This window comes from Flavobacteriales bacterium (assembly GCA_025210805.1).
Classification (GTDB): Bacteria; Bacteroidota; Bacteroidia; order Flavobacteriales; family CAJXXR01; genus JAOAQX01.
Map to the genome: position 1 here is coordinate 108,939 of JAOAQX010000007.1, position 26,655 is coordinate 135,593.

At 34.3% G+C, this 26,655-nt stretch carries 26 protein-coding genes; 17 read left to right on the forward strand and 9 right to left on the reverse strand.

Annotation, left to right across the window (positions count from 1 at the left end):
* Positions 1-110: 110 nt before the first annotated feature.
* Together N4A45_04395 and N4A45_04400 are read left to right on the forward strand one after the other, a co-directional pair.
* Complete coding sequence (locus N4A45_04395; protein ID MCT4664457.1) at positions 111-1,493, forward strand: S8 family peptidase; 1,383 nt, start codon at positions 111-113, stop codon at positions 1,491-1,493.
* Positions 1,494-1,542: 49 nt separating this feature from the next.
* Entirely contained in the window at positions 1,543-1,962 is a 420-nt protein-coding gene (locus tag N4A45_04400) for a DUF5606 domain-containing protein (GenBank protein ID MCT4664458.1), read from the forward strand.
* A gap of 63 nt (positions 1,963-2,025) precedes the next feature.
* Here the strand turns inward: N4A45_04400 and N4A45_04405 are convergent, their stop codons facing one another.
* Positions 2,026-2,727 (reverse strand): pseudouridine synthase, encoded by a 702-nt coding sequence (locus N4A45_04405; GenBank protein ID MCT4664459.1) that lies wholly within the window; start codon positions 2,725-2,727, stop codon positions 2,026-2,028.
* A 3-nt stretch (positions 2,728-2,730) separates the two neighbouring features.
* Positions 2,731-3,252: a DUF4268 domain-containing protein gene (locus N4A45_04410; GenBank protein ID MCT4664460.1), complete on the reverse strand. Its 522-nt coding sequence runs from the start codon at positions 3,250-3,252 to the stop codon at positions 2,731-2,733.
* Between the two features lie 44 nt (positions 3,253-3,296).
* Here N4A45_04410 and N4A45_04415 point away from each other — a divergent pair, with 44 nt between their 5' ends.
* The 5 genes from N4A45_04415 (at position 3,297) to rsmA (ending at position 8,112) form a co-directional block, all read left to right on the forward strand.
* Positions 3,297-3,794 carry a DUF4199 domain-containing protein gene (locus tag N4A45_04415; protein MCT4664461.1) on the forward strand — a complete coding sequence of 166 codons (498 nt, stop codon included), beginning with the start codon at positions 3,297-3,299 and terminating at the stop codon, positions 3,792-3,794.
* Positions 3,795-3,801: 7 nt separating this feature from the next.
* Positions 3,802-4,938: an aminotransferase class I/II-fold pyridoxal phosphate-dependent enzyme gene (locus N4A45_04420; protein ID MCT4664462.1), complete on the forward strand. Its 1,137-nt coding sequence runs from the start codon at positions 3,802-3,804 to the stop codon at positions 4,936-4,938.
* Between the two features lie 24 nt (positions 4,939-4,962).
* Positions 4,963-6,795, forward strand: a complete 1,833-nt coding sequence (locus tag N4A45_04425) for an ABC transporter ATP-binding protein/permease (GenBank protein MCT4664463.1) — start codon at positions 4,963-4,965, stop codon at positions 6,793-6,795.
* A 119-nt stretch (positions 6,796-6,914) separates the two neighbouring features.
* Positions 6,915-7,319 carry a methylmalonyl-CoA epimerase gene (mce, locus tag N4A45_04430; protein MCT4664464.1) on the forward strand — a complete coding sequence of 135 codons (405 nt, stop codon included), beginning with the start codon at positions 6,915-6,917 and terminating at the stop codon, positions 7,317-7,319.
* A gap of 13 nt (positions 7,320-7,332) precedes the next feature.
* Positions 7,333-8,112 (forward strand): 16S rRNA (adenine(1518)-N(6)/adenine(1519)-N(6))-dimethyltransferase RsmA, encoded by a 780-nt coding sequence (rsmA, locus tag N4A45_04435; GenBank protein ID MCT4664465.1) that lies wholly within the window; start codon positions 7,333-7,335, stop codon positions 8,110-8,112.
* 99 nt (positions 8,113-8,211) lie between these two features.
* On the opposite strand, the gene N4A45_04440 is transcribed toward rsmA, so the two are convergent.
* A complete protein-coding gene (locus N4A45_04440; GenBank protein MCT4664466.1) occupies positions 8,212-9,627 on the reverse strand; it encodes a leucyl aminopeptidase in 1,416 nt (471 codons plus the stop codon).
* Between the two features lie 210 nt (positions 9,628-9,837).
* Here N4A45_04440 and N4A45_04445 point away from each other — a divergent pair, with 210 nt between their 5' ends.
* The 3 genes from N4A45_04445 (at position 9,838) to N4A45_04455 (ending at position 11,532) form a co-directional block, all read left to right on the forward strand.
* Positions 9,838-9,975 carry a hypothetical protein gene (locus N4A45_04445; GenBank protein MCT4664467.1) on the forward strand — a complete coding sequence of 46 codons (138 nt, stop codon included), beginning with the start codon at positions 9,838-9,840 and terminating at the stop codon, positions 9,973-9,975.
* Positions 9,976-10,183: 208 nt separating this feature from the next.
* Positions 10,184-11,194: a virulence RhuM family protein gene (locus tag N4A45_04450; GenBank protein MCT4664468.1), complete on the forward strand. Its 1,011-nt coding sequence runs from the start codon at positions 10,184-10,186 to the stop codon at positions 11,192-11,194.
* A gap of 173 nt (positions 11,195-11,367) precedes the next feature.
* Positions 11,368-11,532, forward strand: coding sequence for a hypothetical protein (locus N4A45_04455; GenBank protein ID MCT4664469.1), 165 nt, complete (start codon positions 11,368-11,370; stop codon positions 11,530-11,532).
* A gap of 355 nt (positions 11,533-11,887) precedes the next feature.
* Here N4A45_04455 and rseP read toward each other — a convergent pair whose 3' ends face one another.
* Together rseP and N4A45_04465 are read right to left on the reverse strand one after the other, a co-directional pair.
* Complete coding sequence (gene rseP / locus N4A45_04460; protein ID MCT4664470.1) at positions 11,888-13,231, reverse strand: RIP metalloprotease RseP; 1,344 nt, start codon at positions 13,229-13,231, stop codon at positions 11,888-11,890.
* Between the two features lie 4 nt (positions 13,232-13,235).
* The gene (locus N4A45_04465) at positions 13,236-14,390 is read right to left on the reverse strand and encodes a 1-deoxy-D-xylulose-5-phosphate reductoisomerase (protein ID MCT4664471.1); all 1,155 of its coding nucleotides are present in this window, start codon (positions 14,388-14,390) and stop codon (positions 13,236-13,238) included.
* Positions 14,391-14,763: 373 nt separating this feature from the next.
* On the opposite strand from N4A45_04465, the gene N4A45_04470 reads away from it, so the two are divergent.
* A complete protein-coding gene (locus tag N4A45_04470) occupies positions 14,764-15,819 on the forward strand; it encodes an NAD-dependent epimerase/dehydratase family protein (protein ID MCT4664472.1) in 1,056 nt (351 codons plus the stop codon).
* A gap of 265 nt (positions 15,820-16,084) precedes the next feature.
* Here the strand turns inward: N4A45_04470 and N4A45_04475 are convergent, their stop codons facing one another.
* The 4 genes from N4A45_04475 to gltX all read right to left on the reverse strand — a co-directional run bounded on the left by N4A45_04475 (position 16,085) and on the right by gltX (position 21,766).
* On the reverse strand, positions 16,085-17,284 hold the full coding sequence (locus N4A45_04475; GenBank protein MCT4664473.1) for a Dol-P-Glc:Glc(2)Man(9)GlcNAc(2)-PP-Dol alpha-1,2-glucosyltransferase: 1,200 nt from the start codon (positions 17,282-17,284) through the stop codon (positions 16,085-16,087).
* A 193-nt stretch (positions 17,285-17,477) separates the two neighbouring features.
* Complete coding sequence (locus N4A45_04480) at positions 17,478-19,571, reverse strand: M43 family zinc metalloprotease (GenBank protein ID MCT4664474.1); 2,094 nt, start codon at positions 19,569-19,571, stop codon at positions 17,478-17,480.
* A 120-nt stretch (positions 19,572-19,691) separates the two neighbouring features.
* Complete coding sequence (folB, locus tag N4A45_04485) at positions 19,692-20,069, reverse strand: dihydroneopterin aldolase (GenBank protein MCT4664475.1); 378 nt, start codon at positions 20,067-20,069, stop codon at positions 19,692-19,694.
* A 182-nt stretch (positions 20,070-20,251) separates the two neighbouring features.
* A complete protein-coding gene (gene gltX, locus N4A45_04490; protein MCT4664476.1) occupies positions 20,252-21,766 on the reverse strand; it encodes a glutamate--tRNA ligase in 1,515 nt (504 codons plus the stop codon).
* 207 nt (positions 21,767-21,973) lie between these two features.
* Here gltX and N4A45_04495 point away from each other — a divergent pair, with 207 nt between their 5' ends.
* From N4A45_04495 to N4A45_04520, 6 genes are all read left to right on the forward strand, one after another.
* Positions 21,974-23,617, forward strand: a complete 1,644-nt coding sequence (locus N4A45_04495; GenBank protein ID MCT4664477.1) for a hypothetical protein — start codon at positions 21,974-21,976, stop codon at positions 23,615-23,617.
* Positions 23,618-23,623: 6 nt separating this feature from the next.
* Positions 23,624-24,706: a DNA replication/repair protein RecF gene (locus tag N4A45_04500; GenBank protein MCT4664478.1), complete on the forward strand. Its 1,083-nt coding sequence runs from the start codon at positions 23,624-23,626 to the stop codon at positions 24,704-24,706.
* Positions 24,707-24,769: 63 nt separating this feature from the next.
* Complete coding sequence (locus N4A45_04505; GenBank protein MCT4664479.1) at positions 24,770-25,069, forward strand: DUF721 domain-containing protein; 300 nt, start codon at positions 24,770-24,772, stop codon at positions 25,067-25,069.
* Positions 25,066-25,791 carry a DUF2807 domain-containing protein gene (locus N4A45_04510; protein ID MCT4664480.1) on the forward strand — a complete coding sequence of 242 codons (726 nt, stop codon included), beginning with the start codon at positions 25,066-25,068 and terminating at the stop codon, positions 25,789-25,791. The genes N4A45_04505 and N4A45_04510 overlap by 4 nt, the downstream gene beginning before the upstream one ends.
* A gap of 32 nt (positions 25,792-25,823) precedes the next feature.
* Complete coding sequence (locus tag N4A45_04515) at positions 25,824-26,249, forward strand: hypothetical protein (protein ID MCT4664481.1); 426 nt, start codon at positions 25,824-25,826, stop codon at positions 26,247-26,249.
* 105 nt (positions 26,250-26,354) lie between these two features.
* Positions 26,355-26,606: a hypothetical protein gene (locus N4A45_04520; GenBank protein ID MCT4664482.1), complete on the forward strand. Its 252-nt coding sequence runs from the start codon at positions 26,355-26,357 to the stop codon at positions 26,604-26,606.
* The last annotated feature ends 49 nt before the right edge of the window (positions 26,607-26,655 follow it).

Sequence of the window (26,655 nt, forward strand, 5' to 3'; positions counted from 1 at the left end):
AATCTAAATCTATATAATCTTATCAAAATAAGGAAACTTATTCTAGATAAGAAATCACTATAATTTTGTGCTTATGGTTATCTTTGGTATCGATCCAATATTGCATCATCATGAAGAAAGCTCTATTTGTTTTTTCACTTTTGTTTCCTTTTTTCACCAATGGACAAACCTCTTCTTTCTATTGTGAATTGAAAAAGGATAAACATTTTACACTTCCGAAAAATGCACGATGGGTAAATAAAAATCATACTTTCCTATGGAAAACCACTGCAAGAAATATTCAAAATCTAAGTGAGACTTTGGAATTTGAAAAACTTCCTCAAACTCATTTGGCATTAGATACCAATATCAATGATCCTTTGTTTCCTTTTCAGTGGGAGCTTTCTTCTACAGAAGTAGCGTTTGCTTGGGACTTTTTACAAGAGGATTCCCCAAATTTTTTAGCCGCCGTGGTAGATGGAGGAAATAATTTTGCCTGTCCTGAGCTTCAAAATTATTTTATAAACACCAACGATAGTTCTTTAAACGGCATAGACGATGATGGAAATGGCTTTGTAGATGATTGGCGAGGTTGGGATTTTGCCGAAGAAGATAATAATGCAAGCATGGACTTTGAAAAACATGGATTCGAAATGAATGCGATTATGGCAGCACAGTCCAATAATGCAATTGGTTTTGCAAGTGCCGGAAGAGATTTTAAATATCTACATCTCAAAATGGTATCCAGCTCAGGAACACCTCAAGATCCTTATTTGGCAGTAAAATATGCCATCGATATGGGCGCTCAAGTAATTAATTGCTCTTGGTATCAAATGAGTGCTTCTTCTCTTTCCAATGAAATAATTGCTTATGCTCAAGAAAAAGATGTTTTACTTATAGCGGCGGCTGGAAATAGTGATAAAGAAGAGGAAGTGTATCCTGCATCTTATCCTTCGGTTTTGGCTGTGGGAGCGGTAAATCAACAAAGGAAAAAACTCTCTTCTTCAAACTATGGAAAATATGTTGATATTTACGCTCCAGGGCATAAATTAACTTCAGCAGCAGATACAAATTCCTACTTAGATTATAGCTCAGGAACTTCGGCCGCAACCGCTTTTACGAGTTCATCTGCTATTCTTCTCCGAAAGATTTTTCCAGAGGAAAATGCCCATCAAATTAAAACGAGAATGATATTAGGGGCATTAAGAAATCCTCTTGATGAAGATCCACAAGCTATCTTGCTAAATCTAAAAGGGGCGATAGAACTTACAGAAGACAACAATACCAAAATAAAGGTGCTCTATCAAGAAAATCCGCTTCTTATTTTCCCAGAAAGTGTTAAAAACAAAGACAAAACAATAGACATTTATGATTCTTTAGGTAGATTATTACATCAATATACTGAGATAAAAGAAACCTCAATTTCACTGAATAATAACAACTTAAAAGGTATTGTATTTATTAGAATACATGGGGATTTCCCAAGTTTGTTCACAAAAATAATCCTACGATAATCTCATAAGATTCTATATATTTGTTTCCCTCAAAACAAATTCAGAAAATATGATTGATTTAACAGGAATTTTGGCCATCACAGGGAAACCTGGTTTGTATAAAGTATTAGGTCAAATGCGCGCAGGTGTTTTGGTAGAAAGAATAGAAGACGGGAAGAAGCTTCCTGTTCCAGGAACAGCAAGAATGTCTGCCCTAGAAGATATTGCAATCTACTCTTACTCAGAAGAAATATCATTAAAAGAAGTGTTTTTTACCATTTTTGAAAAAGAAGAAGGAAAAGAAACAATCAGTCATAAATCTTCTGCAGATGAGCTTAAAACATTCTTTAGAAGTGTTATGGAAAATTATGACGAAGATCGTGTATATGTATCGGATATCAAAAAAGTGGTAAGCTGGTATAATTGCCTTCAAAAAGCTGAACTTCTAAAAGTAGTGGAAGAAGAAAATAAAGAAGAGGCAGAATCTTAATTAGATTTTCGCCTATTTCAAAAAGGATAAAAGTTCTTGTAAAAAAGAGGTTTTATCCTTTTTTTATGAAAGATTATTAGACGCTAATAAATCAATATATTTCTGAAAATCAGCTTGAATTTCAGCCTGAATCGTGATTTCTTCATTCGTTTTGGGATGAATAAAAGAAAGTGTTTGAGCGTGCAAAGGCATAATCATCATATCATATTCTTGCCGAAAAAAACGGTTCTGATCTTTACAACCATGTGGTCTATCCGCAATAATAGGATGGCTCAGGTGATTCAAATGTTTTCTTATTTGATGATATCTTCCTGTTTTTGGAAAGGCTTGAACAAGGGAATATCTACTGGTAGGAAATTTAGTGCTTTTCCAAGGCGTTTCATAGTGCTTTAATGTCTTAAACTTAGTAAAAGCTTCCTGCAAAACTCCCCGATCACTATGCAAAGGTCTTTTAGATGCAAACTCAGCCTCCGTCCATCCTCTTACCAATGCTAGATATTGTTTTTGGATCTGATGTTCTGCAAAAAGAAGGGATAAACTAGGAACTATTTCTTTATCTAAAGCAAAAAGTAAAACTCCACTGGTTTTTCTGTCTAATCTATGAATGGGAGTTACATGTGCTCCTCCTATCTGATTTCTGAGAATTTGCATGGCAAACTCTGTTGCATCTTTTGCAATTGAACTTCTATGCACCAATAAACCATGCGGTTTATTTATCGCAATAATCCATTGATCTTGATAAAGTATTTCTAGTTCTTGAATCATTTTTTAATTCACTAAATCCTCAAAAATAGGTTTTATATCAGCCCAAAAATCATCTAAAGCAAGCCAGTGTTCTTCATAGAAATCAAAAGCCGTTCCCCAAGTATCCTTTTTATAGATAGAAACAGATTCTTGCTGCCATTCTATTTTGGATATTTTTTCACCAAGAACATTATAATCTTCAGAAAACCAAATAGTATCGCTAGGCATGGCTTGTTCTAGCACTACTTTATATTCTTCAAATTGCTGATAAACTAAATCTTGAATATCCGTGTCGGGATGTTTTATTTCCACAAACAAACGAGCAATTCGTTTATCGATTTCCATTTTAAAAGCAAGTCCTTTTATCCCCGTTTTATAGTTCACCCATTTTATTTTTTCGCCAGATAAGGCAATATGCCTTTTCATACGAACCCCTAAGGCTGTATAAAAATCGACCTTTATTTGTTTGTTTTCTTCTTTGCTAAACATGATACAAAGGTAGGCTTTTAGGGTTATTTTGGGTAGTGGATATAAAAACCAATTCAAAGAATCAAAAATTTTAATTTACCTTAGTCTCAAAATAAATGAAAATGAAAAAATTTGCAGTAGAAATTAAATGGTCCATTGTTTTTGTAATCATAGCATTATTATGGATGGTTGCCGAAAACATTTCGGGCTTACACGGTGAATTCATTGAGGATCACATGGTTTACACCAATTTATTTATGATTCCAGCAGTTGCAGTCTATGTTTTTGCATTAAAAGATAAAAAGGAGAGTTACTATGGTGGATATATGACCTATAAACAAGGTTTTATTTCAGGATTGATGATTGGGGTGTTTGTGGCAATTTTAAGTCCGATTAGTCAGTATATTACCCATACTTTTATAGCACCAGAATATTTTGATAATGTGATTGCCTTTGTTCAAGAAAAATACCCTGCTCAAGCAGAACAAATGATCGCAAACTTCAATATGACATCCTATATGATACAAGCAGCAATTGGAGCTGTGATAATGGGAGCAATTACGGCAGCTATTGTAGCCATTTTTGTTAAAAAGAATCGCCCTGATAACGTTATAGAATAAGTGTTTTATGCACAAATCTCATCATCAAGAAGCTTTAGAAAAACGAAAAAAACTTGGCGGATTTCGCAGCTTAACACTTCAAGATAAGCGTTTAGATTTCACGTCCAATGATTATCTTTCTTTACAAAAAAATCAAGATTGGAAACAGTTTTTAAGATCCCACATAAACGATAAATTAATCTGGGAATCAAGCTGTTCCAGTAGGTTAATTAGTGGCGAATCTGAAATAAAGAAAAATGCAGAAGACTATTTTTCCTCCTTTTATGGATCTGACACTGCCCTGTTTTTCAATTCTGGCTATACTGCAAATATTGGTGTAATTTCTTCATTGGCACATAGAAACGATACACTTATCTACGATCAACTGAGCCACGCTTCCATACGTGAAGGAATTCAACTTTCTCCAGCAAAATCTTATGGCTTTAAGCATAATGATTTAACAGATTTAGAAAAAAAACTCAAAATTGGGAAAGGACAAAAATATGTCATCGTAGAAAGTGTTTATTCAATGGATGGAGATCTTGCTCCGCTCGAAAAAATACTCAAACTCTGTAATCAATATCAAGCATATCTTATAGTTGATGAAGCCCATAGCTCAGGAATTTTCGGATTTGAAGGTCAAGGACTTTGTTTTGAACTAGGTATTCATCATCAAGTATTTGCTCGAATAATGACTTTTGGGAAAGGCGTTTCGGCATCAGGAGCGGTGGTGTTAAGTTCTCGGGTTTTCCGATCCTATTTAATCAATTTTTCAAGGGCATTTATTTACACAACTGCTCCATCTGATTTTATGGTGCTCAAGGCACAAAAAAGCGTTGAGTTTATTGCTCAAAATCCTCAATTAATTCATCTTTTAAAAGAAAAGATACAGTTTTTACAAGATCTTTTTAAAAAGAATCTTGGAATCCATTTGAAACAAGAAAGTCCAATATTTCCCCTTTTGTTTCAAAACAACCAAAAGATAGCACAATTTGAAGAAGCCTTAGAAAAACAAGATTTCGCCCTAAAAAAAATACTTCCTCCCACTGTACCTGAGGGTTCAGAACGATTAAGAATTTCATTACAAGCTCATCATGAGTACCAAGACTTAGAAAGCTTGATTCGTTTTCTTGGGAATTTCTCCGAAATGTGGAGATTATCGTAATTTTGATTTTCCATAAACAACACTATGAAAGGAATCGGGCGGATAATAGCTTTTCTCAAACCTTATAAAACTTTTGCTTTTCTCAATATTTTTGGGAATATCATGGCGGTTATATTCAATATGATCACTTTTTTAATCATGGGAAAAGTAGTCGGAGTTTTGTTTGATTCTAATCAGCAAGAACCCGTTTTAGAAGAGAAATTTTTTCCATGGTTGGATCAATTTTTATTTGAGCTCAACCATCAATTTTATACCACTTTTTTAGCCATAGACAAATCCAATGCCCTACTCTACGTAGCTATTGCGATTGTTGTCTCTTTTTTCTTTAAAAGTTTCTTTATCTATTTTGCTCAATATTTTTTAGCACCAATAAGATCCAATCTTTTAAGAGATCTTAGAAAATCTTTACACGACAAGATTCTTAAACTTCCTGTTTCTTTCTTCTCTGAAAAAAGAAAAGGAGATATGCTCACAAGAGTTACCAATGATGTCATCGAAGTGGAAGCATCGGTCATTAGTGTACTAGAACTCCTTATTAGAGATCCTTTTACCATTCTATCCTCTATTGTAGTTATGCTGATTATCAGCTGGAAACTCACCATTTTTGTATTTATCTTCTTGCCACTTGCAGGTTCCATTATTAGCCTTGTGGGTAAAAAGCTTAAACAACATTCTGATGCAGGACAAAAACAGGTGTCGGTTCTTTTATCTATGCTAGAAGAAAATTTATCTGGGCTAAAGATTATTAAAGCATTTGGGGTAGAATCATATAGCACAAAAACTTATGATGTAGAAAATGAAAAATTCACACTCATAAATAATAAGATTAGGCGTAGGCAAGACATGGCATCTCCCATGAGTGAGTTTTTGGGAGCCATCGTAATTAGTACGGTTTTTTGGTACGGAGGAAATCTCATTTTTTCTAATGATCCTACAGCCTTAAAACCCGAAATGTTTATTTCTTATATTTTGTTTTTTTGGCAATTATTAGCACCTATCAAAAATATTTCTCGTGCCTATATGAACCTGAAAAAGGGAATGGTATCTGCCGACAGAATTTTTGAAATCTTGGATACAGAAGAAGAAACTGATCCTGATAAAAAATATCTTCCTTATCAGCAATTTGATTCTGGAATTAGCCTAAACAATCTCCATTTTTCTTACAAAGAAGGAACACCCGTACTTAAAAACATTAATCTCGAAATTAAAAAAGGCGAAACAGTTGCTTTGGTTGGACAATCGGGCTCAGGTAAATCTACTTTGGCGGATCTAATCGCTCGCTTTTACCCCGTAACAGACGGAAGTATCCTTTTTGATGGAAAAGATCTCAATGATTTAAATATTTTAGATGTTCGTGGAAAAATGAGTATTATTAGCCAAGAATCTATCTTGTTTAATGACAGTATTGCCGAAAATATCCGCTTTGGAAAAGAGCATATTACCAAAGAATCTATAGAAGAAGCAGCCAAAATAGCCAATGCAGATGAGTTTATCTCAAAAATGGAACATGGCTATGATACAAATATCGGAGATCAAGGAAGTAAATTATCGGGCGGACAAAAACAAAGAATTTCTATTGCAAGGGCTGTTTTAGCAAATCCTGATATTTTAATAATGGATGAAGCGACTTCGGCTTTAGATACCGAAAGCGAAAAACTAGTTCAAGAAGCTATAAACAAACTACTTACAAACAGAACATCCATCATTATCGCTCACAGACTTTCCACCATTATTCATGCAGATAAAATCGTTGTGATGCACGAAGGAAAAATTGTGGAACAAGGAACGCATGCAGAATTGTTGGAATTAAACGGATATTATACTAAATTGCACCAAATGCAAGATATTGCAACTTAACTTTTGGAAAGGTCTCGTAAGTAGATTAAAAAGTTGAACAAAGCAGATTACTTCCCTTTTAATCGAGTTTAGCTACTTTCCAAAAGTTTTTTTAAAATAAATTTCTAGCTCACATTTTTATGAAAAAAGTAGAACATATCGGAATAGCCGTTAAAGATCTTTCGGCTTCTAATGAACTTTATTCTAAGCTACTAAATACCACACCTTATAAAGAAGAAGCCGTGGCTTCAGAAGGTGTAAACACCTCTTTTTTTCAGGTAGGTGAAACCAAAATTGAATTATTGGAAGCCACCCGAGAGGATTCACCAATTGCAAAATATATTGCCAAAAAAGGTGAAGGAATTCATCATATAGCCTATGATGTTGCCGATATCTATGCCGAAATGAAAAGATTGGAAGAAGAAGGTTTTATCTTGCTCAACAAAGAACCTAAAAAAGGAGCCGATAATAAATTGGTTTGTTTTCTTCATCCTAAATCTGCTGGTGGAGTTTTAGTAGAACTTTGCCAAGAGATTAAAGAATAACTGAAACTTAATTATGACCAAAAAAGTAAGAGCCAAAAAATCTTTTGGACAACATTTTCTAAAAGATGAAACGGTTTGTGAAGATCTCGTTGCCAAATTATCTGGTAAGGGCTATGAAAGCATCATAGAAATTGGACCTGGAATGGGTGTTTTGACCAAATATTTGATCCAAAAACCAGAACCCACCTATGTGATAGAGGTAGATAACGAATCAGTAGATTATTTACTCCTACACTATCCTCAGCTGGCTCAAAGAGTAATTCATGCAGATTTCTTAAGAATTCCATTTACAGAAATGTTTCAAGGGCAAGTAGCCGTAGTGGGGAATTTCCCATACAATATTTCTTCACAAATTCTCTTCAAAATATTGGATCATAAAGATCAAATTCCCGAAGCAGGAGGAATGTTTCAAAAAGAATTAGCTCAGCGTGTAGCATCGCAACCTGGAAGTAAAGCTTACGGAGTTATTTCTGTACTTATGCAAGCGTATTATGATATCGAATATTGTTTTACCGTTCTACCTCATGTCTTTGATCCACCACCAAAAGTGGACAGCGGCGTTATTTGGCTCAAACGAAAAGAAAATCAAGATTTAGGATGCGATCCAAAACAGTTTAAAACAGTAGTAAAACAAGCCTTTTCTCAAAGAAGAAAAACGCTTTCAAATGCTTTAAAACCTCTTTTAAAGGATAAAACAGACTGGAAAGAGATGGAAATCTTTCGCCTTAGAGCAGAACGATTAAGTGTTGCAGATTTTGTGGGACTTACGAAGTATATTTATGAACAGAACTAGTTTTCTATTAGTACTCTTTTTTGACAGATAATTTCAAAAAAACACCCCATTCAGCTCACTGAAAGGGGTGTTTTTTTTAGTCTAACAATTATCAAAGTCTTAAACTTTATCTTTCAGATAATCAAAAAATAATCTTACACCCACACCGGTTCCACCTACCGTTTGGTAGTTCTTCTTAGCGTGTTTGAATGCTGGACCCGCAATATCTAAATGAATCCAAGGATAATCAACAAAATTCTCCAAGAATTTTCCTGCCGTAATATGTCCAGCTTCTCTTGGTCCTAAGTTGGTAATATCTGCAATGCTCGATTTTAAACCCTCTGCATACTCGTCCCAAAAAGGTTGTGGAACAACCCTTTCGTAGGTTTTCCTACCCGATTTACAGATCTGTTTAAGCATATTCTCATCATTTCCCATTCCACAAATAGCCTCGGTTCCGAAAGAAGCTACAGCAGCTCCCGTTAAAGTAGCTGCATCCAATACTTCCTGTGGTTTTAATGATTTTGCATAGTGTAAAGCATCTGCAAGTACCAGTCTTCCTTCCGCATCAGTATTAAGAACCTCAACAGTCTTTTTGCTCATCATGGTAATTACATCTCCAGGAGCATAGGCATCTAGCGAAGGCCTATTGTCTGTTGCAGGAATTAGTCCGATCACATAAACAGGGAGTTTAGCTTTTGCAATAGCGTAAATAGCTCCCACAACTGCTGCAGCTCCACCCATATCCGACTTCATAAAATCCATAGACTTAGCGGTTGGTTTCAAACTCAAACCTCCCGTGTCATATACAATTCCTTTTCCCACTAACACAATCGGCTTTTTGTTCACAGCCTCCTTTGGATGATGTTTTAGAATAGAAAATGTAGGGTCTTCAACAGATCCTTTGTTTACTGCCAATAGTCCACCCATTTCCATTTGCTCTATCATCTCTTTTTCCCAAGTTTCTACAAGGAAACCTGCTTCCACTCCTAGTTTCTGAATATCCTTAGCAAACTGTGTAGCAGTAAGGTAACTCTGTGGCTCATTGACCAAATCTCTGGCATGGCAAACTCCTTCTAGCAATGCAGAAAGTTCTTCAACCTCTTCTTGATTCAGGTTGCTCAAAGCAATTTTTTGAAGCGAATTTTCCTTTTTCTCACTTTTATATTTATCAAACTGATAAAGACTCAATACCAAACCTTCTGTAAGAGCTCTATCAAATTTTTTCTTCTTAAAACTATTATAAAGAGCTACTTCTTCCACCTTTTGGGATTCCAATTTAGCAGCTAACTGACTCCCTATTTCTCTAAAATTCTCTAATAATCGGTATTTGTTGTCAGATTGTTTTACCTTCTGAAAACAAAGCGTTTCCTCTTTTCCCTCTATAGCAAAAAAATCTAATTTTTTCGCCTTTTTACTAATTTCGTCCCATCTTGGATGCTTTTCTAGCCCACAGAGTTCTAGATCCTCATTATTGAAAAAGCAATATACTTTTGTGGAACTTTTTTCGTGATTGGTATGTATGTTTAAATTCATGGTTGATTTATTTTAAAGATAATAACTCAAAGGTCGGATGAAATTTTGGAATTAATGGTGATATTCATTTGTTATTTTTATGGATTCTAATTTTTTGACAGAAAAATAGCCAAATCCCCATTGAGAATTTGGCTATTATAAAACATTTTTTATTCCAAACAGTTTATCATACTAGTTTTTGGACTCAAGCCCACTCTTTACTCTTAAAAAATGTTTTTTTGGAGCTATTTCCCGCTTTCGGCTAAATCTTTTTCTTTTTCTAAGGAAAAAGAAAAAGGATACCGCCTCTATCGGGGCTATTACCATAAAAAGGAGATAAAAACAGAACAAAAAGCAATCTCTTCATAGAATTCGAATATTTGAAAATCTAGATAAATAAATATAAATTTGGAAAAAGCCATCCGAACAAATTAATTAAAAATTAAATCGATTGGTGAGCACATAAGGAATTCACAAATAATGGTTTGATGATCTGCCCAAAAAACGCCGAAAACATCTTGAGTCCTAAGCCTCAAATAATAATTTCTGAATTCTTTACAGAATAAATATCATAGTTATGGAGCAAAAAAACGAACAAAATTTAATCATATATAATACATCTGATGGAAAAGCATCTGTGGCTTTATACGCTAAAGATGGTCAAGTTTGGATGAATCAAAAACAGATAGTAGAACTTTTTGCCACCTCAAAATCAAATGTAAGCGAACACATATCTAACATATTAAAAGATAATGAATTGAACTCACATTCAGTTGTTCGGAAATTCCGAACAACTGCCCAAGATGGCAAAAATTATGAAGTGACTTTTTACAGTCTAGAAATGATTTTGGCGATAGGATTTAGGGTGAGAAGTAAGCGAGGTACACAATTTAGAATTTGGGCAAATCAAAATCTAAAACAATATATTGTCAAAGGATTTATAATGGATGATGAGCGCCTGAAAAACCCTGATGGCAGACCCGATTATTTTGATGAGTTACTTGCCCGTATTCGTGATATACGTGCTTCCGAAAAAAGATTTTATCAGAAAGTAAAAGACTTATTCAAAATTTCTAGTGACTACGATTCGTCTGATAAAGCCACACAAATGTTTTTTGCAGAAACACAAAATAAATTGCTTTATGCCGTTACTCATAAAACGGCTGCCGAAATAATACTATCAAGAGCTGATGCAGACCAACCTAATATGGCATTAACCAATTGGAAAGGAAGCATAGTGCGTAAACAAGACATTTATATTGCTAAAAACTATTTAACAGAAGACGAAATAGATACACTAAACAGACTCGTTGTTATATTCCTCGAAACCGCAGAACTCAGAGCCAAAAACAGAATAGATATTACAATGAATTTCTGGCGTAAAAACGTGGATAGAATTCTTGAGTTTAACGATAAAAAAGTATTACAAGGAAAAGGTAAAATCAGTAAAGCTATGATGGAAAAGAAAGTAAAAGAAATCTACGCATCTTTCGATCAGAAAAGAAAAATATTTGAAGAAGAACAAGCTGATAAGCAAGACTTGGAAGAACTAAAAAATTTAGAGGCTAAAATCAAAAATGAAAAATAATCCTGAAAAGAGATAATTTAAAAACTCAGTACAGAAATAATAAATGTACATTTAGACAGAATCATCGGAATAAATTAAGAGGAAATTGTTTGATCCAGAGAAAAGGCTTTTAAAAAAGCTACAAATTCCAAACCTCAAATTATTATTTCAGAATCTTTTAAGGGTTAAACAATATGACTAACATTAAATTGAATAAAGACTATATAAATTGGCTAAGTGAGGTTAAGACTAAAATTCGCACAACACAGCTAAAAACTGCCTTGGCAGCAAATAGAGAGCTTATTTTGTTTTATTGGGAGTTGGGACGTGAAAATTTACCAACAGCAAAAAGCTTCTAATTGGGGAGCAAAATTATTAGAGCAGTTATCTTCTGATTTAAGAATTGAATTTCCTGCTGTTCAAGATTTATCAAAACCTAAAGTATTGTAGTCGTTTTTATCAGTTTTATGCAATTGGTCAACAAGTTGTTGACCAATTGCAAGCAACACATTCAAATGGGATGCTAATTTTTTGACAAAAAAAATAGCCAAATCCCCATTGAGAACTTGGCTATTATAAAACGTAAGTTTTTTCTTCTAAATAATACCATTTATGGTGTTAATTTACTAATAGGTATAATGCCGATACATTGCTAAAAGCCAGTTATGAACGCAGTGAAATAAGTGGGTAATTTTAGCAAGTAATCGGTATAGTTTACTGGAACAAATTAAAAATATCTTTACCATTGGCAAACAACATCAATGAAAGAAGGATGATTATTCCTGCATATTGTGCCACTTCCAACACTTTTTGATGTGGTTTTCTCCCCGTAATCATTTCATAAGTGGTAAACACGATATGACCACCATCTAGGGCCGGAATAGGCAGTAAATTTAAGAACGCCAGCATAACCGATAGTAATCCCGTTATTCTCCAAAAACGCAACCAATCCCAAGAATCAGGAAATAGTTTACCCATAGAAATTACTCCACCAAGACCTTTGTAGGCTCCAGTAGAAGGATTCAGTATTTTCTTGAAAGATTTTACCTGTTTCATAAACTGGTCGTAAGTCATGGTGATTCCAGCAGGAATGGCCTCAAAGAACCCGTATTTCACATGATCTACCTCCACAATTCCTAATTTTGATAAATCTCCTGGCTCTGGAATAATGGCTTGAACACCAAGTTTTCCCTCATCTGAAATGGCAAGTTGAATCTGTTCTCTTTTTCCATCTCTTTCTACAATTGCTCCTGTAGTTTGTCCTTTAAACTTCGCTTGTATCTCTAGTGCTTGGTCATAGTAATCAATAGGAATATTCCCTATACTGATAATTCGATCTTTTGGTTTTAGCACTTCAATATTTGCCGATTCTTTTGAAATAGCTCTAATCATATATGGAACACGAGCGTAAAGAAACATTTTTCTTTCTTCAGATTCTATTAAAGAGTTGATAAAATCTTCAGGAATTTGTTGTGTAATCTCCTCTCCATATCTATCTATCGTAATTGACTCACCAACAAGTATTTCCTGATAAATGGATTGAAAAGAAACGATTTCTTTATCATCTATTTTACTAATTTTATCTCCAGACTTTATTCCCAGCTTATCACCAAGGTCGGTATTGGTTACCCAAACTCCATCTTTTAGAGAGTCCATTTTGATATACTCCTCACCATGGAAAAATAAAATCCCGATAAAAATTGCCATGGCAACAATGATGTTTACAATAATTCCTCCTGCCATGATGATTAATCTTTGCCAAGCAGGTTTTGATCTAAACTCCCATGGTTGAGGCTCTTTCTCCAGCTGTTCTGTGTCCATAGATTCATCCACCATTCCAGCTATTTTTACGTATCCACCTAGTGGAAGCCACCCGATTCCATACTCTGTTTCTCCTATTTTCTTTTTGAAAAGGGAAAATTTTGCATCGAAAAAGAGATAAAACTTCTCTACTTTCGTTTTAAATAGTTTGGCAGGGATAAAATGCCCTAACTCGTGTAAAACAACTAAAAGCGAAAGACTCATTAAGAGTTGTGCTACTTTGATTAAAATATCCATACTGTTATTTTATAAATTGTTGTGCTATTTTTCTAGCTTCTTCATCAGATAGAAGTAAATCATCTAAACTCGGTTTAGCTACAAAAGAGGTTTTTGCCATAGTTTCCTCAATCAAATCAGACATTCCGAGGAAGCTAATTTGATCTTTTAGAAATGCCTCTACTGCAATTTCATTTGCGGCGTTGAGAATACAAGACATATTTCCACCTTTTTTGAGAGAATCGAATGCAAATTGAAGGTTTTTAAAAACTTTAAGATCTACTTGCTCAAAAGTAAGGTTTGGATAATCCAAGAAATTAAAACGCTCCCAAGAAGTTTTTGGTCTCATTGGGTAAGACATGGCATAGAGTATGGGAAGCTTCATATCTGGCAGACCTAGCTGAGCTTTCATAGAGCCATCATTAAACTGAACCAATGAATGCACAATAGATTGAGGATGTACAATAACTTCTATTTGATCATCTTGTAAACCAAAAAGCCACTTTGCTTCTATTACTTCCAGTCCTTTGTTCATCATGCTTGCAGAATCTATGGTAATTTTTGCTCCCATAGACCAGTTAGGATGTTTTAAGGCTTGTTCTCTAGTTACTTTTTCTAATTGTTCTCTTGTAAATCCTCTAAAAGGTCCTCCACTTGCTGTGAGTACTATTTTTTCTATAGGATTCATGTGCTCCCCAGTTAGGCATTGAAAAATTGCCGAATGTTCAGAGTCCACCGGATTAATGCTTACTTGGTTTTCTAGAGCTAATTTTGAAATTATTTCTCCAGCTACCACAAGTGTTTCCTTGTTTGCGAGTGCAATATGTTTTTTAGCTTTTATGGCTGCAATAGTAGGCTTCAGTCCTGCTGCTCCCACCATGGCAGTTACCACAAGATCTATTCCATCCATTTGCACTGCATCTTCTATGGCTTGTGCACCTGCATACACTTTGATACCCTCGTCAAAAAGAACATCATTGAGTTTAGAAAAATATTGCTCATTGGCAATCACTACGGCATTGGGTTTAAATTCCAATGCTTGCTTGAGTAATAAATCAGCGTTATTTCCTGCGGTCAAAAGTTCTACCTCAAACATCTCAGGACATTCCCTAACAACATCCAACGTTTGTGTTCCTATAGAACCCGTAGAACCTAAAATGGCGATCTTCTTTTTTGTCATAAAGGCAAATTTAATTCAATATTTATAAGTGTTGATATTCTACTGCTTAAAAATAGAAAGTATCCTCATATTGTGTTGATTTATACCGTTTACTTGTTCAATGCTCATTTACTTCATTTCATTCATCAGTTTACGAACTGATCTAAGTCCTCCCAACATTTCGGGAGAGGAAGAAAGATTTACGCACTATCTTCTATTCTTTTTTTAATGATTTTGGGATCAATCTGTAATAAGTGTTTGTAAATCTAAGATTTGTATAAATCATTGATATTCATATTATTTATCTTTGCAATGAATTCTTCGATGAAATATTCAGTACCTAAAGCGAAGCTTTGGTAAAGGCAAAAGAATTTCATTGGTAAAAAACTAAAAAATGATGATTGATAAACAAAAACCCGTATTGGTAACAGGTGCTAATGGATATGTAGCAAGTTGGCTTGTAAAAAAGCTTTTAGAAAAAGGAATAACCGTACATGCTGCTGTAAGAAACCCAAAAGATGATAATAAAGTGGGACATTTAAAGGATTTGGCAAAAAATAATCCTGGAACACTTCATTTGTTTAAGGCTGATTTATTACAAAAAGGCTCTTATACCAAAGCAATGGAGGCTTGCGAATTAGTTTTTCATACTGCATCCCCTTTTATTACAGATGTAAAAGATCCTAAAAAGGATTTAATTGATCCTGCAGAAAAAGGAACGGCAAATGTTTTGGAATCTGCCAATGAACTCGGAACTGTTAAAAAAATTGTACTTACGAGTAGTTGTGCAGCAATGTACACAGATTCGATAGACACAAAAAATACTCCAAATGGTTTCCTTACCGAAGAAGTGTGGAATCATACAGCATCTTTGGATTACCAACCTTATTTTTATTCAAAGACATTGGCTGAAAAGAAAGCTTGGGAAATAGCTAAAAAACAAAATGTTTGGGAGCTGGTTACCATTAATCCAAGTTTGGTAATGGGACCTCCACTAAACCCTAATTATACGACATCAGAAAGTATGTCTATTTTAAAACAAATAGGAAAAGGAGACTTTAAAATGGGCGCACCCAAAATAGGAATCGGCTTGGTAGATGTAAGAGATGTAGCAGATGCGCACTTTGAAGCAGGTTTTAATGCTCAAGCAAAAGGACGCTATATTACCTCGGGATACAATACAGATTTGCTAGAAATAGGGATGAGTCTTCAAGACAAATTTGGAGATCAATATGCATTACCTAAAAAAGCTTTACCTAAATGGTTACTCATGATTATTGGACCCATGACAAACAAATTATTTACCAGAAAATTTATCAGAAATAATGTAAATGTGGCTTGGAAAGCTGATAATTCAAAGATCAAAAAAGAGCTAGGAATCACTTTTAGACCATTCAAGGAAACCATGGAAGAATCTTTTCAAACAATGATTGATCATGGAATAATATAGCCATAACCTTGTTTCCATAAATAAAAAAAAAATCCTGTGTATGCAGGATTTTTTTTATGACATATTATACCATTTATGGTGTTAATTTACTCATAGGTATAATGCCGATACATTGCTAAAAGCCAGTTATGAACGCAGTGAAATTGGACTTCACCTTTTTGTCTAATGCCGATATATTGGTGAAAATCAATTACGAACGAAGTGAAGTAAGTGATTATTTAACAAATAATCGGTATAAGTGGGTAATTTTAGCAAGTAATCGGTATTATGGAAATCTCCCAGTAGAGAAAATGGCAAAAATAGCAAGGGCTTGTAGAACAAAAAGCCAAAAAATTCTTTGCTCTGATTTTTTATCCGTTTCTTCCCTAAAAATATTGAAGAGAATTAAGAATGGAATTGAATATCTAAACTCTATCAATGTAACTGGAATCAAGGTAAGAGCCGAAATAGGATACAGTAAATACATCGATTTTTTCTTGAATGAAGTGGACATGATAACGGTCCAACCTATAGAAATTATTACAAAGGCAAAAGCTTTAAACCACCAAAAATCTTCCAAATAATTTGCCACATTATTATGCAAACAAGCAATTTTTTTTGAGTTAAAGTAGTGTTTTGAATCAAAGAAAAGAATTCCAAAAATTATTAAAAATATTCCCATAAAATAGATCCATTTAGAGGTATTATTTTGAAATATTTTTTTGATTTTTTGACGCTTAATTAATGGAACATACAAACTTCCTAATAAAAACAAAGCCATGATGATATTCTCATGCTCAATAGAGAGTGTATGAAGACGTTTTGCCTCCATAGAAATTCCATCATTCCATTTTACGAAAACCAAAAACAAAATACCAATAAGTGCATAAGGAAGGAGCTGGAAATAACTTTTATAATCTTTTTTGTTTACAAACTCTATCCAATAAATAATAGCAGCCATAAACACCCATGGGATAAAATTTTGTTTTCCCAACAGAAGAATAAGAAAGAATAAACCTGCCAACCAAGCTTGCTTTTTATAGGTGAAATGGATCCCAGAAACCATAAAAGCCACTCCGTACCATTCAATATATAGTAGAAAAATAAAGCTAAACAACCAAGGAAGAAAAAAATATTGCCCGATTCTATATAAAGGCTCTTTGGTATTTAGAAATTTTAGAAACTTGAAACCAAAAAATAATCCAACAAAGCCAATGAGCCCCGAAATAATCCTCCAAGCCACAGTGTTTTCTAAACCAAGTGTCTGAGCAATGGCGTATACTGATATATGTAGTCCAGGAATATTGGTGAGCATAGGCTCGTGTGAAAAATCTCCTGTAAAATATCTTTTTATTTGTGCATGATGCCATACTTCATCCACATTCAATGGTTCAAAGAAATAATATATTAGGGCATTTCCAATAAGTAGAATTGCCAAAAAATAGAACCAAATGTTTTTATTATTAATTAATGAATTTGCATTCATGTCTATCAATTGAATTTTGGGTAAAGATAATCGTTATATCCAAAATATAAAACGAAAGGTGTTTTATATAAAAAACGTTTTTGTATTGATCATTTATTTTATTGCCTCTTAAAAATCGAATAAAAAAATAAGTCCTCGGTTTTCGAGGACTTATTTTTAGTAAATATGGTTATATCTATCAAGATGACCTTTATTATTGTACCACAAACTTTTTTGTTAACCTTTGCGCTCCAATACTCATTTCTACCCAATACATTCCTGCATCAAGTCCTTGAGGAATTTCTCTAGTTTGTTCCCCTTCATCTATTTTTGAAATTTCTTGATGAATGGTTCTCCCTAAAGCATCTTTTATGCTAAAATTCAACATTCCAGCTTCTTTACTATGAAAATCTATTTTAGAGATTCCTTTTCCAACAGGATTTGGGTAAATACTGATATTTTGCCCTAAAATATCTTGTTCTTCAACACCTATTGCATATTCAGATACATAAATATCATCAATATATGCAAAAGCACCACCCATTCCTTGAAGCGTAATCTTGATCATGGCATTTGGATCTCCTTTTAACGGGAGTAAAGATATTTTAATTTCCTTCCACTGATCTGATGTAGGAATCCAATTTGGACTATTATTTCCAGTTGCAGTTTCTAGTTTTGAACCAGAAAGCGTTTTTCTTGAAGACCAAGTGTCCCCACAATTATCAGATGCATAGACTTTTAATTTATCTGAGGCATCATCAATTTCTTTGTATGCGTACTTAAAATAAAGGTAAGGCGTGCTACTTACATTGCTAAAATCAAATACGGGTGACACGATACTTGTTTCTTGAGAGGAGTGAAAGCTTGAGGTGCGCGCTTTCAAGCTTTTCGCTCCAGAGTAAGAAGTAGAGTTAATAGTCCATCTAGAACTCGCATTTGGCGCTTCTCTGTGCCACGAGTTTGCATTATTAATATTGTCGTAAACAAAGTTTTCAAATCCTTCTTCTACTGGAGTAGAAGCTTGAGAGTTTTCAAGAACTTTGAAATAGGCTGTTTTTGTTTCTACATCGTTTCCTTGTGCATTACTTACTTTTAGCGAAACAGAATAAGTTCCTGCTTGGTTAAAGGAAACTGATGGATTATCGTCTGTAGAAGTTTTAGTGTTGGCTCCTGTAAAGGTCCACTCGTGGTTTATAACACTTGCTCCGTGTGCATAAGTCTTAAACTCAATAGGACTTCCTACACAGGTAATTCTGCTTTTGCTGTAGAAATCTGAAACAGGCTCACATTCATTTGCTACATAACCGTCATTTGTTCCTGTGGCGATAAGGTTTCCTGTTTTCCATAAACCACTTCTTTTTGCCACTCCATAGTTATGTGTGTTTAAATAATTTTGAACTCTTTGTACTTGTCCTTTGGTAAACATAATAGGACAACCTGCATAACTCATGATGTTTTGAACATTATCTAATGAACCACAACTCTGGAAAGAAGTATTACAGTTTGATAATAAACCTAAACATTTTGGGGTATCATTTACATAATCATCTATGCTACAGTTAGACTGAACACCTGGTTGATTCGAAGGCCCCCATGGGTGATGAAGTCCTAAATAGTGTCCTACTTCATGACTGAATGATCTTGCTGTATAAGTACCAGGATTGGCTGTTCCTGTTGTTCCAAAATAGTCATTTCTAATAATAATTCCAGCATTTCCATCAGGGTAAATACCTGGGGCTGTTCCTGGAATAAATGAATAACCTGCTGCACCATTTGCAATCGTTTTTACGACCCAAACATTCAAATACTTCGCAGGATCCCACTTTACAATCTCTTTTATAGATTCTCCAGCAGTAAAAGTTTCTTTAGTTGCCCATCTTGTGATTCCTGTAGTACAGTTTCCATTAGGGTCTTTTCTTGCTAGTTTGAATTCTACATTCATATTTCCTGCTATTGTCTTAAATGCAGACACTATTTGTGTTGTATCACTCGCAGTAAATAGGAAATCTTCGTTTAATTGAGCCATTGCAGATTGCACTTGTGCATCTGTAATATTGTTTGCATCATAATCGTGCATAATGTGAATTACCACAGGAATAATCTTTTTTTGATTATTCATGCTTGCTCGTTCCTCAGAATTCGTGTTTGCATTTAACACTTGTAAAGCATTTTCGTATTCAAGATACGCTGCTTTAAGTTCTGGGTTTTTGTCCAATTGTTTATTGGTTTCAATGGCACTGGCACACTGATGTTGCGAAAAAACGGAAAAGGTAATGGCCGAAAAAGCCATTAGAAAAAATTTGGTCATTATGTGTCTCGTGAGTTAGTGGTCGATTAATTTCAAATGTTAAGCCAAAGTTAAGTGATATTTACCGAATTAACACTTGTTAACATTCGTAATGAACTTTAGATGTAACCATTGCTTATTCTATTCGTTTTCGAACTCATTTTTGGTCATTTCTATGCTAATTGCTACAGAAGAAAGATCGGCATGAATAGGTGGATTGAGCTTATCTATAGAAAGAATGAGTTTCGTAACGGTGAATTCTTCTCTAAAAATTCTTGTACAAATACGATAAGCTATATGCTCAAGAAGTTGTGCATTTATTTTCATTTCTTCTTGAATATATCCACATACATCTGCATAATTAACCGTGTACTCTAGTTGATCTGTTCTGCAAGCTCGAGAAAAATCGGTGTGGAGTTCTAACTGAATCACAAAATCATTTCCAGAAAGTGTTTCCTCTGGTAATACGCCATGATTGGCTCTTATTTTGAGATCTCTAATGAATATTTTTTGAATCATTCTGCTGACTTATTTTTAAGAAGAAAAAAGGGAGCTCTTATAAAAACTCCCTTGACAATTTTAGATATTATCTTATACCGATTGCTTGCTAAAATGATTCACTTATTTCACTTCATTTCGTAAGTGAGTTTTCACAATGTATCGGCATTATACCAGTGAGTATATTAGCAACTTAAATGGTATTATTTCTGTACAGTATCTATCGCTGTTTTGATACGTGCAATAACTTCTTCTTTTCCTAGAATAGCCGATATATCATTCATACTTGGTCCAGCACCTTTTCCAGTAACTGCCACACGGAAATTAGGCATTATTTTCCCAAAACCTATTCCCTTATCTTCTAAGAATTGCTTAAAAGTTGTTCCGATATTTTCTGCATTGAAATCATCAATTGTTTCCAGTCTTTGAATCAATTCGTTGAGGAGTTCTGGGGTATCTTCTTTCCACTTTTTCTTGATGGTCTTGGCATCATACTCTGTGGGTTTCTCAAAGAAAAAGCTGGCTTCTTTCAAAATATCTTCAGAAAGCGTAGCTCTTTCTTTCATCAGTTCACAGATCTGAGCCAAATAAGCATCTTCAACCTCTGTTGTTACAGAAGATTTTACTAGGTCTGCTAGTTCTTCTCCTGTTTTCATTCTAAGGTATTGCTGATTAAACCACTTGGTCTTTTCGAAATCAAATTTAGCTCCTGCTTTTCCTACTCTTGGTAAAGTAAATGCTTCTATGAGTTCTTCCATAGAAAAGATTTCTTGATCCGTTCCTGGGTTCCATCCTAAGAAAGCCAACATATTGATAAAGGCATCAGGGAAAAACCCTCTTTCTTTATATCCTTCAGATTGCTCTCCTGTTTCTGGGTTTTTCCAGTTCATTGGGAATACTGGGAAACCTAGACGATCACCATCTCTTTTACTGAGTTTTCCGTTTCCATCTGGCTTTAAGATAAGTGGCAAATGAGCAAACTGAGGCTCATCCCACCCAAAAGCACGATATAAAAATACGTGTAGTGGTGCAGAAGGCAACCATTCTTCTCCACGGATTACATGAGAAATTTTCATTAAGTGATCATCCACAATATTTGCCAAATGATAAGTAGGCATTCCATCTGCTTTGAAAAGCACTTTATCATCTAGGTTATTGGTGTTTACACTTACCCAACCACGGATGGCATCTTCTAGTTTTACCTCTTCATTTCTAGGCATTTTTATACGGATCACATAAGGTTCTCCATTGGCAATTCGCTCCTCTGTTTCTTCCTTGCTCAGTGTAAGACTGTTTTTCATGGAATTACGAGTGATATTATTGTATTGCCAAGCGGGCACACCGTTTTCTTTCGCCTTTTGTCTTACCTCTGTAAGTTCTTCGGGAGTATCAAAAGCAAAATAAGCTTTTCCGTTTTCCAAAAGTTGATCAGCGTATTGTCTATACAAGTGCTTTCGCTCCGATTGTTTGTAAGGTCCATATTCACCACCCACTTGTGTACCTTCATCTGGGTGAATTCCACACCAAGCTAAAGATTCATGAATATAATCTTCGGCTCCTGGTACAAAACGGGTTTGATCGGTATCTTCGATACGTATAATAAATGCTCCACCATGTTTTTTGGCAAACAAATAGTTATATAAAGCGGTTCTTACACCTCCCATGTGTAAAGGTCCTGTAGGACTTGGGGCAAATCGTACTCTTACTGGTTTATCCATCGGATGAGTTTTGTCGTGTTTTCTTAGTTTTATAAAAGTTATTTTCTTGTGGAAAATACTTTGGGTCACAAATTTATTGAAAAAAACGACCTGCACCAAAAAGGCTTTGTTTTTTGGGTAGGATTTTAATGTAACTAGAACATATTTATATGATAATTTTTTAAAAATGGCATAACTTAGCCTAAGTAAATCATTAGGCAGAAAAGTATGCAATATACCATCCGATATCAAGATGCTCATAGGCATTTTCTTCATATAGAAATTACCCATCTTCAAAACAATGAAGACCTTGTGGAATTCCAATTACCTTCCTGGAGACCGGGAAGATATGAGTTAGGAAATTTTGCTAAAAATATTCGTGGATTTCGGGTTATTGATGCGGAAAACAAACCATTGTCCTTTCAAAAAATAAGTAAAGATCGCTGGAAAATATTCCCCAATGGATCTGCCTTTAAAATTCAATATGAATACTATGCCAATGAAGTCAATGCAGGTTCTTGTTTTGTGGATCAAGACTTATTCTATGTAAATCCGATCCAGTGTTGCATGTATCAAGAAGGTAAAATAGGAGAAAAACTGAGTCTGAAACTGGTATATCCTGAGCGTTTTAAAAACAGCTTGCCAAAAAGATACTTTAAGGAAGGAAAATACCATTTTGAGAACTTTCATTCATTGGTAGAAACACCTTTTATGGCATCGGAAACACTTACTCATTTTTCTTACACTTGTAAGGACAAAGTGTTCAACCTTTATTTTCAAGGAGTGCAAGAGATTCCAAAAGAAAGAATTCTCACAGATTTTAGAAAATTTACGGAGAAACAACTACAATATTTTGGTTCTCTTCCTGTAGAAAGTTATGATTTTTTGTTTCTCATTACACCTTTTAAGTCTTATCATGGTGTAGAACATACTGAAAACACCGTAATATGCTTAGGTCCTGATAGAGAGTTATTTGAAGATAAACTCTATCGAGAATTTCTTCATATTTCTTCTCATGAGCTTTATCATTGTTGGAATATCAAAGCACTAAGACCAGCAGTGATGAAACCCTATCGTTATGACCAAGAAAACTATTCTCCTCTTGGTTTTATTTACGAAGGACTCACCACTTATATGGGCGATCTTATTCTTTGGGAAAGTGGTGTTTTTGATGATCTTGGATGGAAAAAATGTGTTGATAATTGGCTAAAAGTGCATTTTGAAAACTATGGTTTTCTCAATTATTCTGTGGCTGAATCTAGTTGGGATACTTGGCTAGACGGTTACCAGCTAGGAATTCCAAACAGGAAATTATCTATTTATCAAGATGGAGCTCTTTGTATGCTCATGATAGATGCTGCCATTAGAGAACACTCGCAAGGAAAAGAAAGTCTGCATACTTTCATGAGAACACTCTATGAGAATAAATCCATAAGAGAAAATGGATATTCTCAGGAAGATATTGTTCATTTAATGATAGAATTAGGCGGAGAAAAAGCACAAAAAATCATCGATAAATACATTTTTGGTACAGAAGATTACACAGAAGGATTAAAAGATGCCTTCCATTATTTTGGGTGGAAACTAGGCATACAAAATCATCAAGACTACGCAAAAGGCGGTTTAGGATGTATTCTTCAAAAAAAGGAGGAAGGAACTTATTCTGTTCTAAAAATGATAGAAGGTTCTTGGTTAGATAATCGCCTAGTAGCAGTGGGAGATGAGATCCATACAAAAGCAAATCTTGAGGAGAAAATGACCGATTCTATTGAGCTAAAAATTAAGCAAAAATATAGGGAATTTGCACTTACATTTTCCCCCAATGATTGCAAGAATGTTTATGCCGAATATCTATTAGAATTCACAAAATAGCTGGTAATGCATATTAGAAAATTAGATCTTACCCAATTTAAAAATCACGAGCAGAGTTCTTGGAGCTTCTCTCCCAATATCAATTGTTTTGTGGGTAAAAATGGTATTGGAAAAACCAATATTTTAGAGGCAATTCATTATTTGGCTTTAGCCAAAAGTTTTTCGGGTACGCTCGATAAACACAATATTCAGTTTGAGCAGTCTTTTTTTATGATACAAGCTGAAATACAAAAAGAAGACAGTTTTGACACCCTTTCTGTAATGGTGCAAACGGGTAAGAAAAAGCGTCTGAAAAAAAATGATTATGAATTCCCAAAAATCACGGAATTTATAGGTTATTTACCTTTAGTTTTGATATCGCCTTATGACAGAGACTTGATAAGTGAAGGAGCTTCTAGCCGAAGAAAGTATATTGATATGATCCTTTCTCAAGTAGATAAGAATTACCTAAACGCTTTAGTAAAGTATAATAAACTCCTGCAACAACGCAATAGTTTACTCAAGTATTTTGCCAGCAATCATGTCTTCAACCCCGATCAATTAGAGGTTTATGATGCACAAATGATTGCCTTTGCCATGGAAATTGCTGAGAAAAGACAAAGCTATATTGAACAAGTTCGGGTCTTTTTTCAAGAAAAATACCAGCAATTGGCACAGAATCCCTTAGAGCAAGTAGATATCAGGTATGAAAGCCAAGTAAAAGAAGATTTTGAAAAAGAATTTCGAAAAAACATTCTTAAAGATCGTTTACTCCAGCATACTTCTATGGGAATTCATAGAGACGATATCATCTTGAGCATCAATGGAGGACTCGTAAAGCGTTTTGGCTCTCAAGGTCAACAGAAGAGTCTACTGATTGCACTAAAACTTGCTCAATACGATTACCTCAAACACACACACAAAGTTGACCCTGTTCTACTACTAGACGATGTATTTGATAAACTCGATGATCACCGTGTGCAAGCACTAATAGACTTGGTGAATCAAGATTATTTTGGGCAAATTTTTATTACAGATACGCATAAAGATCGTATGGAGCACCTGTTGGGGCATTTAAAAATAGAACATCAACTATTTGAAATTCTGTAATATTTAAAAGAATTCTAAGAACCATATTATTTTCATTAAATTTACCCAACAAGCTCATAATGCATGAAAAAAAGAAGATTTGGATATTCAAATAGTATTTCTGCTATCATAGAAGAAATGGCAAAACGCTATCGCTGGAATGCACAAACACGCCAAGCGAATATTCAAGTACTTTGGGAAAAAATAGCTGACAAAGAACTCCTGGCATCCACAGAAAGAATACACCTTGAAAATAATGTCCTTTATGTCTCCATCAATAATTCATCCTTGAAATTTACGTTGCGTTTTCGGGCAAAAGAACTCCTAAACGAGCTTAACAAACACTTGGAAGACCTCCCTATTTTAGAAATTCGTTTTATATGATTAATAAATTACTACTCTTTGCTTTTGTGTGTATTTCCAGCCTTTTACAGGCTCAAAATAGCTATGAAAACAATCATAAAATTGCTCGTGAATTTGAAATTTCTGAATTTACAAATCTTCGTTGTGTTGGTGATTTTACGGTCTATTTACGTCAAGATTCCATGTCTCGTTTAGAAATGGCATCTACAGAAGAAGCCCTCAAAAATATGCAGGTGGATATTGATGGAAAACAAATGATTATTTCCAATAAAAACACCGCTGAACAAGCACCTGTGGAAGTTTTTTTAAGATATAAACAAATTGATTTAATAGAACTGATGGGCCAAGTAGAATTACAAAACAAACTTCTTTGTGCATTCGATTCTCTTAAAATTAAGGCTTATGGTGGTTCTCAAATTGAGGTAAATTTTGCCGTAAAAAAAATGGAAGTAAACCTCAATACTCAAGCCGAAATGATGCTCAAATCTGGAATTATCGACACCCTAAAGATTGAACAAAACGAAAACAGTCAATTCTCACTACTAGAGACTGCCCAAGTATTTAAGGTGTTCTCAGAACTCTATGATTTTTCTCAAGCCACCATCCAGAGTCCATATACACTGAACATATCCTTAGAAGACCCTGATACTAAACTAACCTTATTACAAGAACCGAACGTACTCAACCTTGAAAAACAACATGAAAAACAAGTTGTTTTGCGTTTTAAAACTTTAAAGGAATAAGGAGGTTCTAATGTTTTTTGATGATAAACACGATGAGAAATATCGCCATTTTCCTACTAAGTTTACCTTTATTTTTTTCGTGTAAAAACACAATAAATGATAAGGATGTGGAAGGGACTTATATTTTCTCTGCACGAAATCAGGAATTTATAAAAAATGGACATCCAGCAACATTTAATTCAATGGTCGACACATTGATTCTAGAAGCTAATGGTGTATGTACGAGTATTAAATTTGGTAAGGGGAAGTATTCTATTAAAAAGAATCTATGGTCTTATGAAATTGTTTTCAAAAAAGATGACTCTCAAATGGGTACACAAAATGGTGGCATATATGTTCATGGAAATCTAAAACTGACAAATGAAAAGAATATTCGAATTTATGTTGATCGAAGCTTAAATATTTATTTTGAAAAGAACAAGATTTTTACAGACCCTAAGCTATCACCAAATAATTAAAGTAAATGTGGTACCAAACAGGTTTTATTTGGTTGCCAATATACATGACAAAAAAAAAGAAGCCACTAGGAAAGTTTAAAATTGACTATGAAAAAAAAATTGACTATGAAAAAGTACACCAGCCTGATCTGGGCTTTTCTGGTAAAGAAAATGATAATTTATAAAATGGATAGAATAAATATTCTTCCGATTCTATTATTATTTCTTTTTCCAAATCCTATATTCGGTCAAAAAAAATGGGTATTCGAAACAACATTTTGCGATGTTATTATTCAACCAAAATATAATGACTGTTTTGGGTTTTATATCAGTGAAAAATATAGGAGCTGGGTTACGCATCAATTGTCATTGGATTAAAACACCTACACTCGTTCCAAAAAAAATCAGACAGATAAGAAGTTTTACA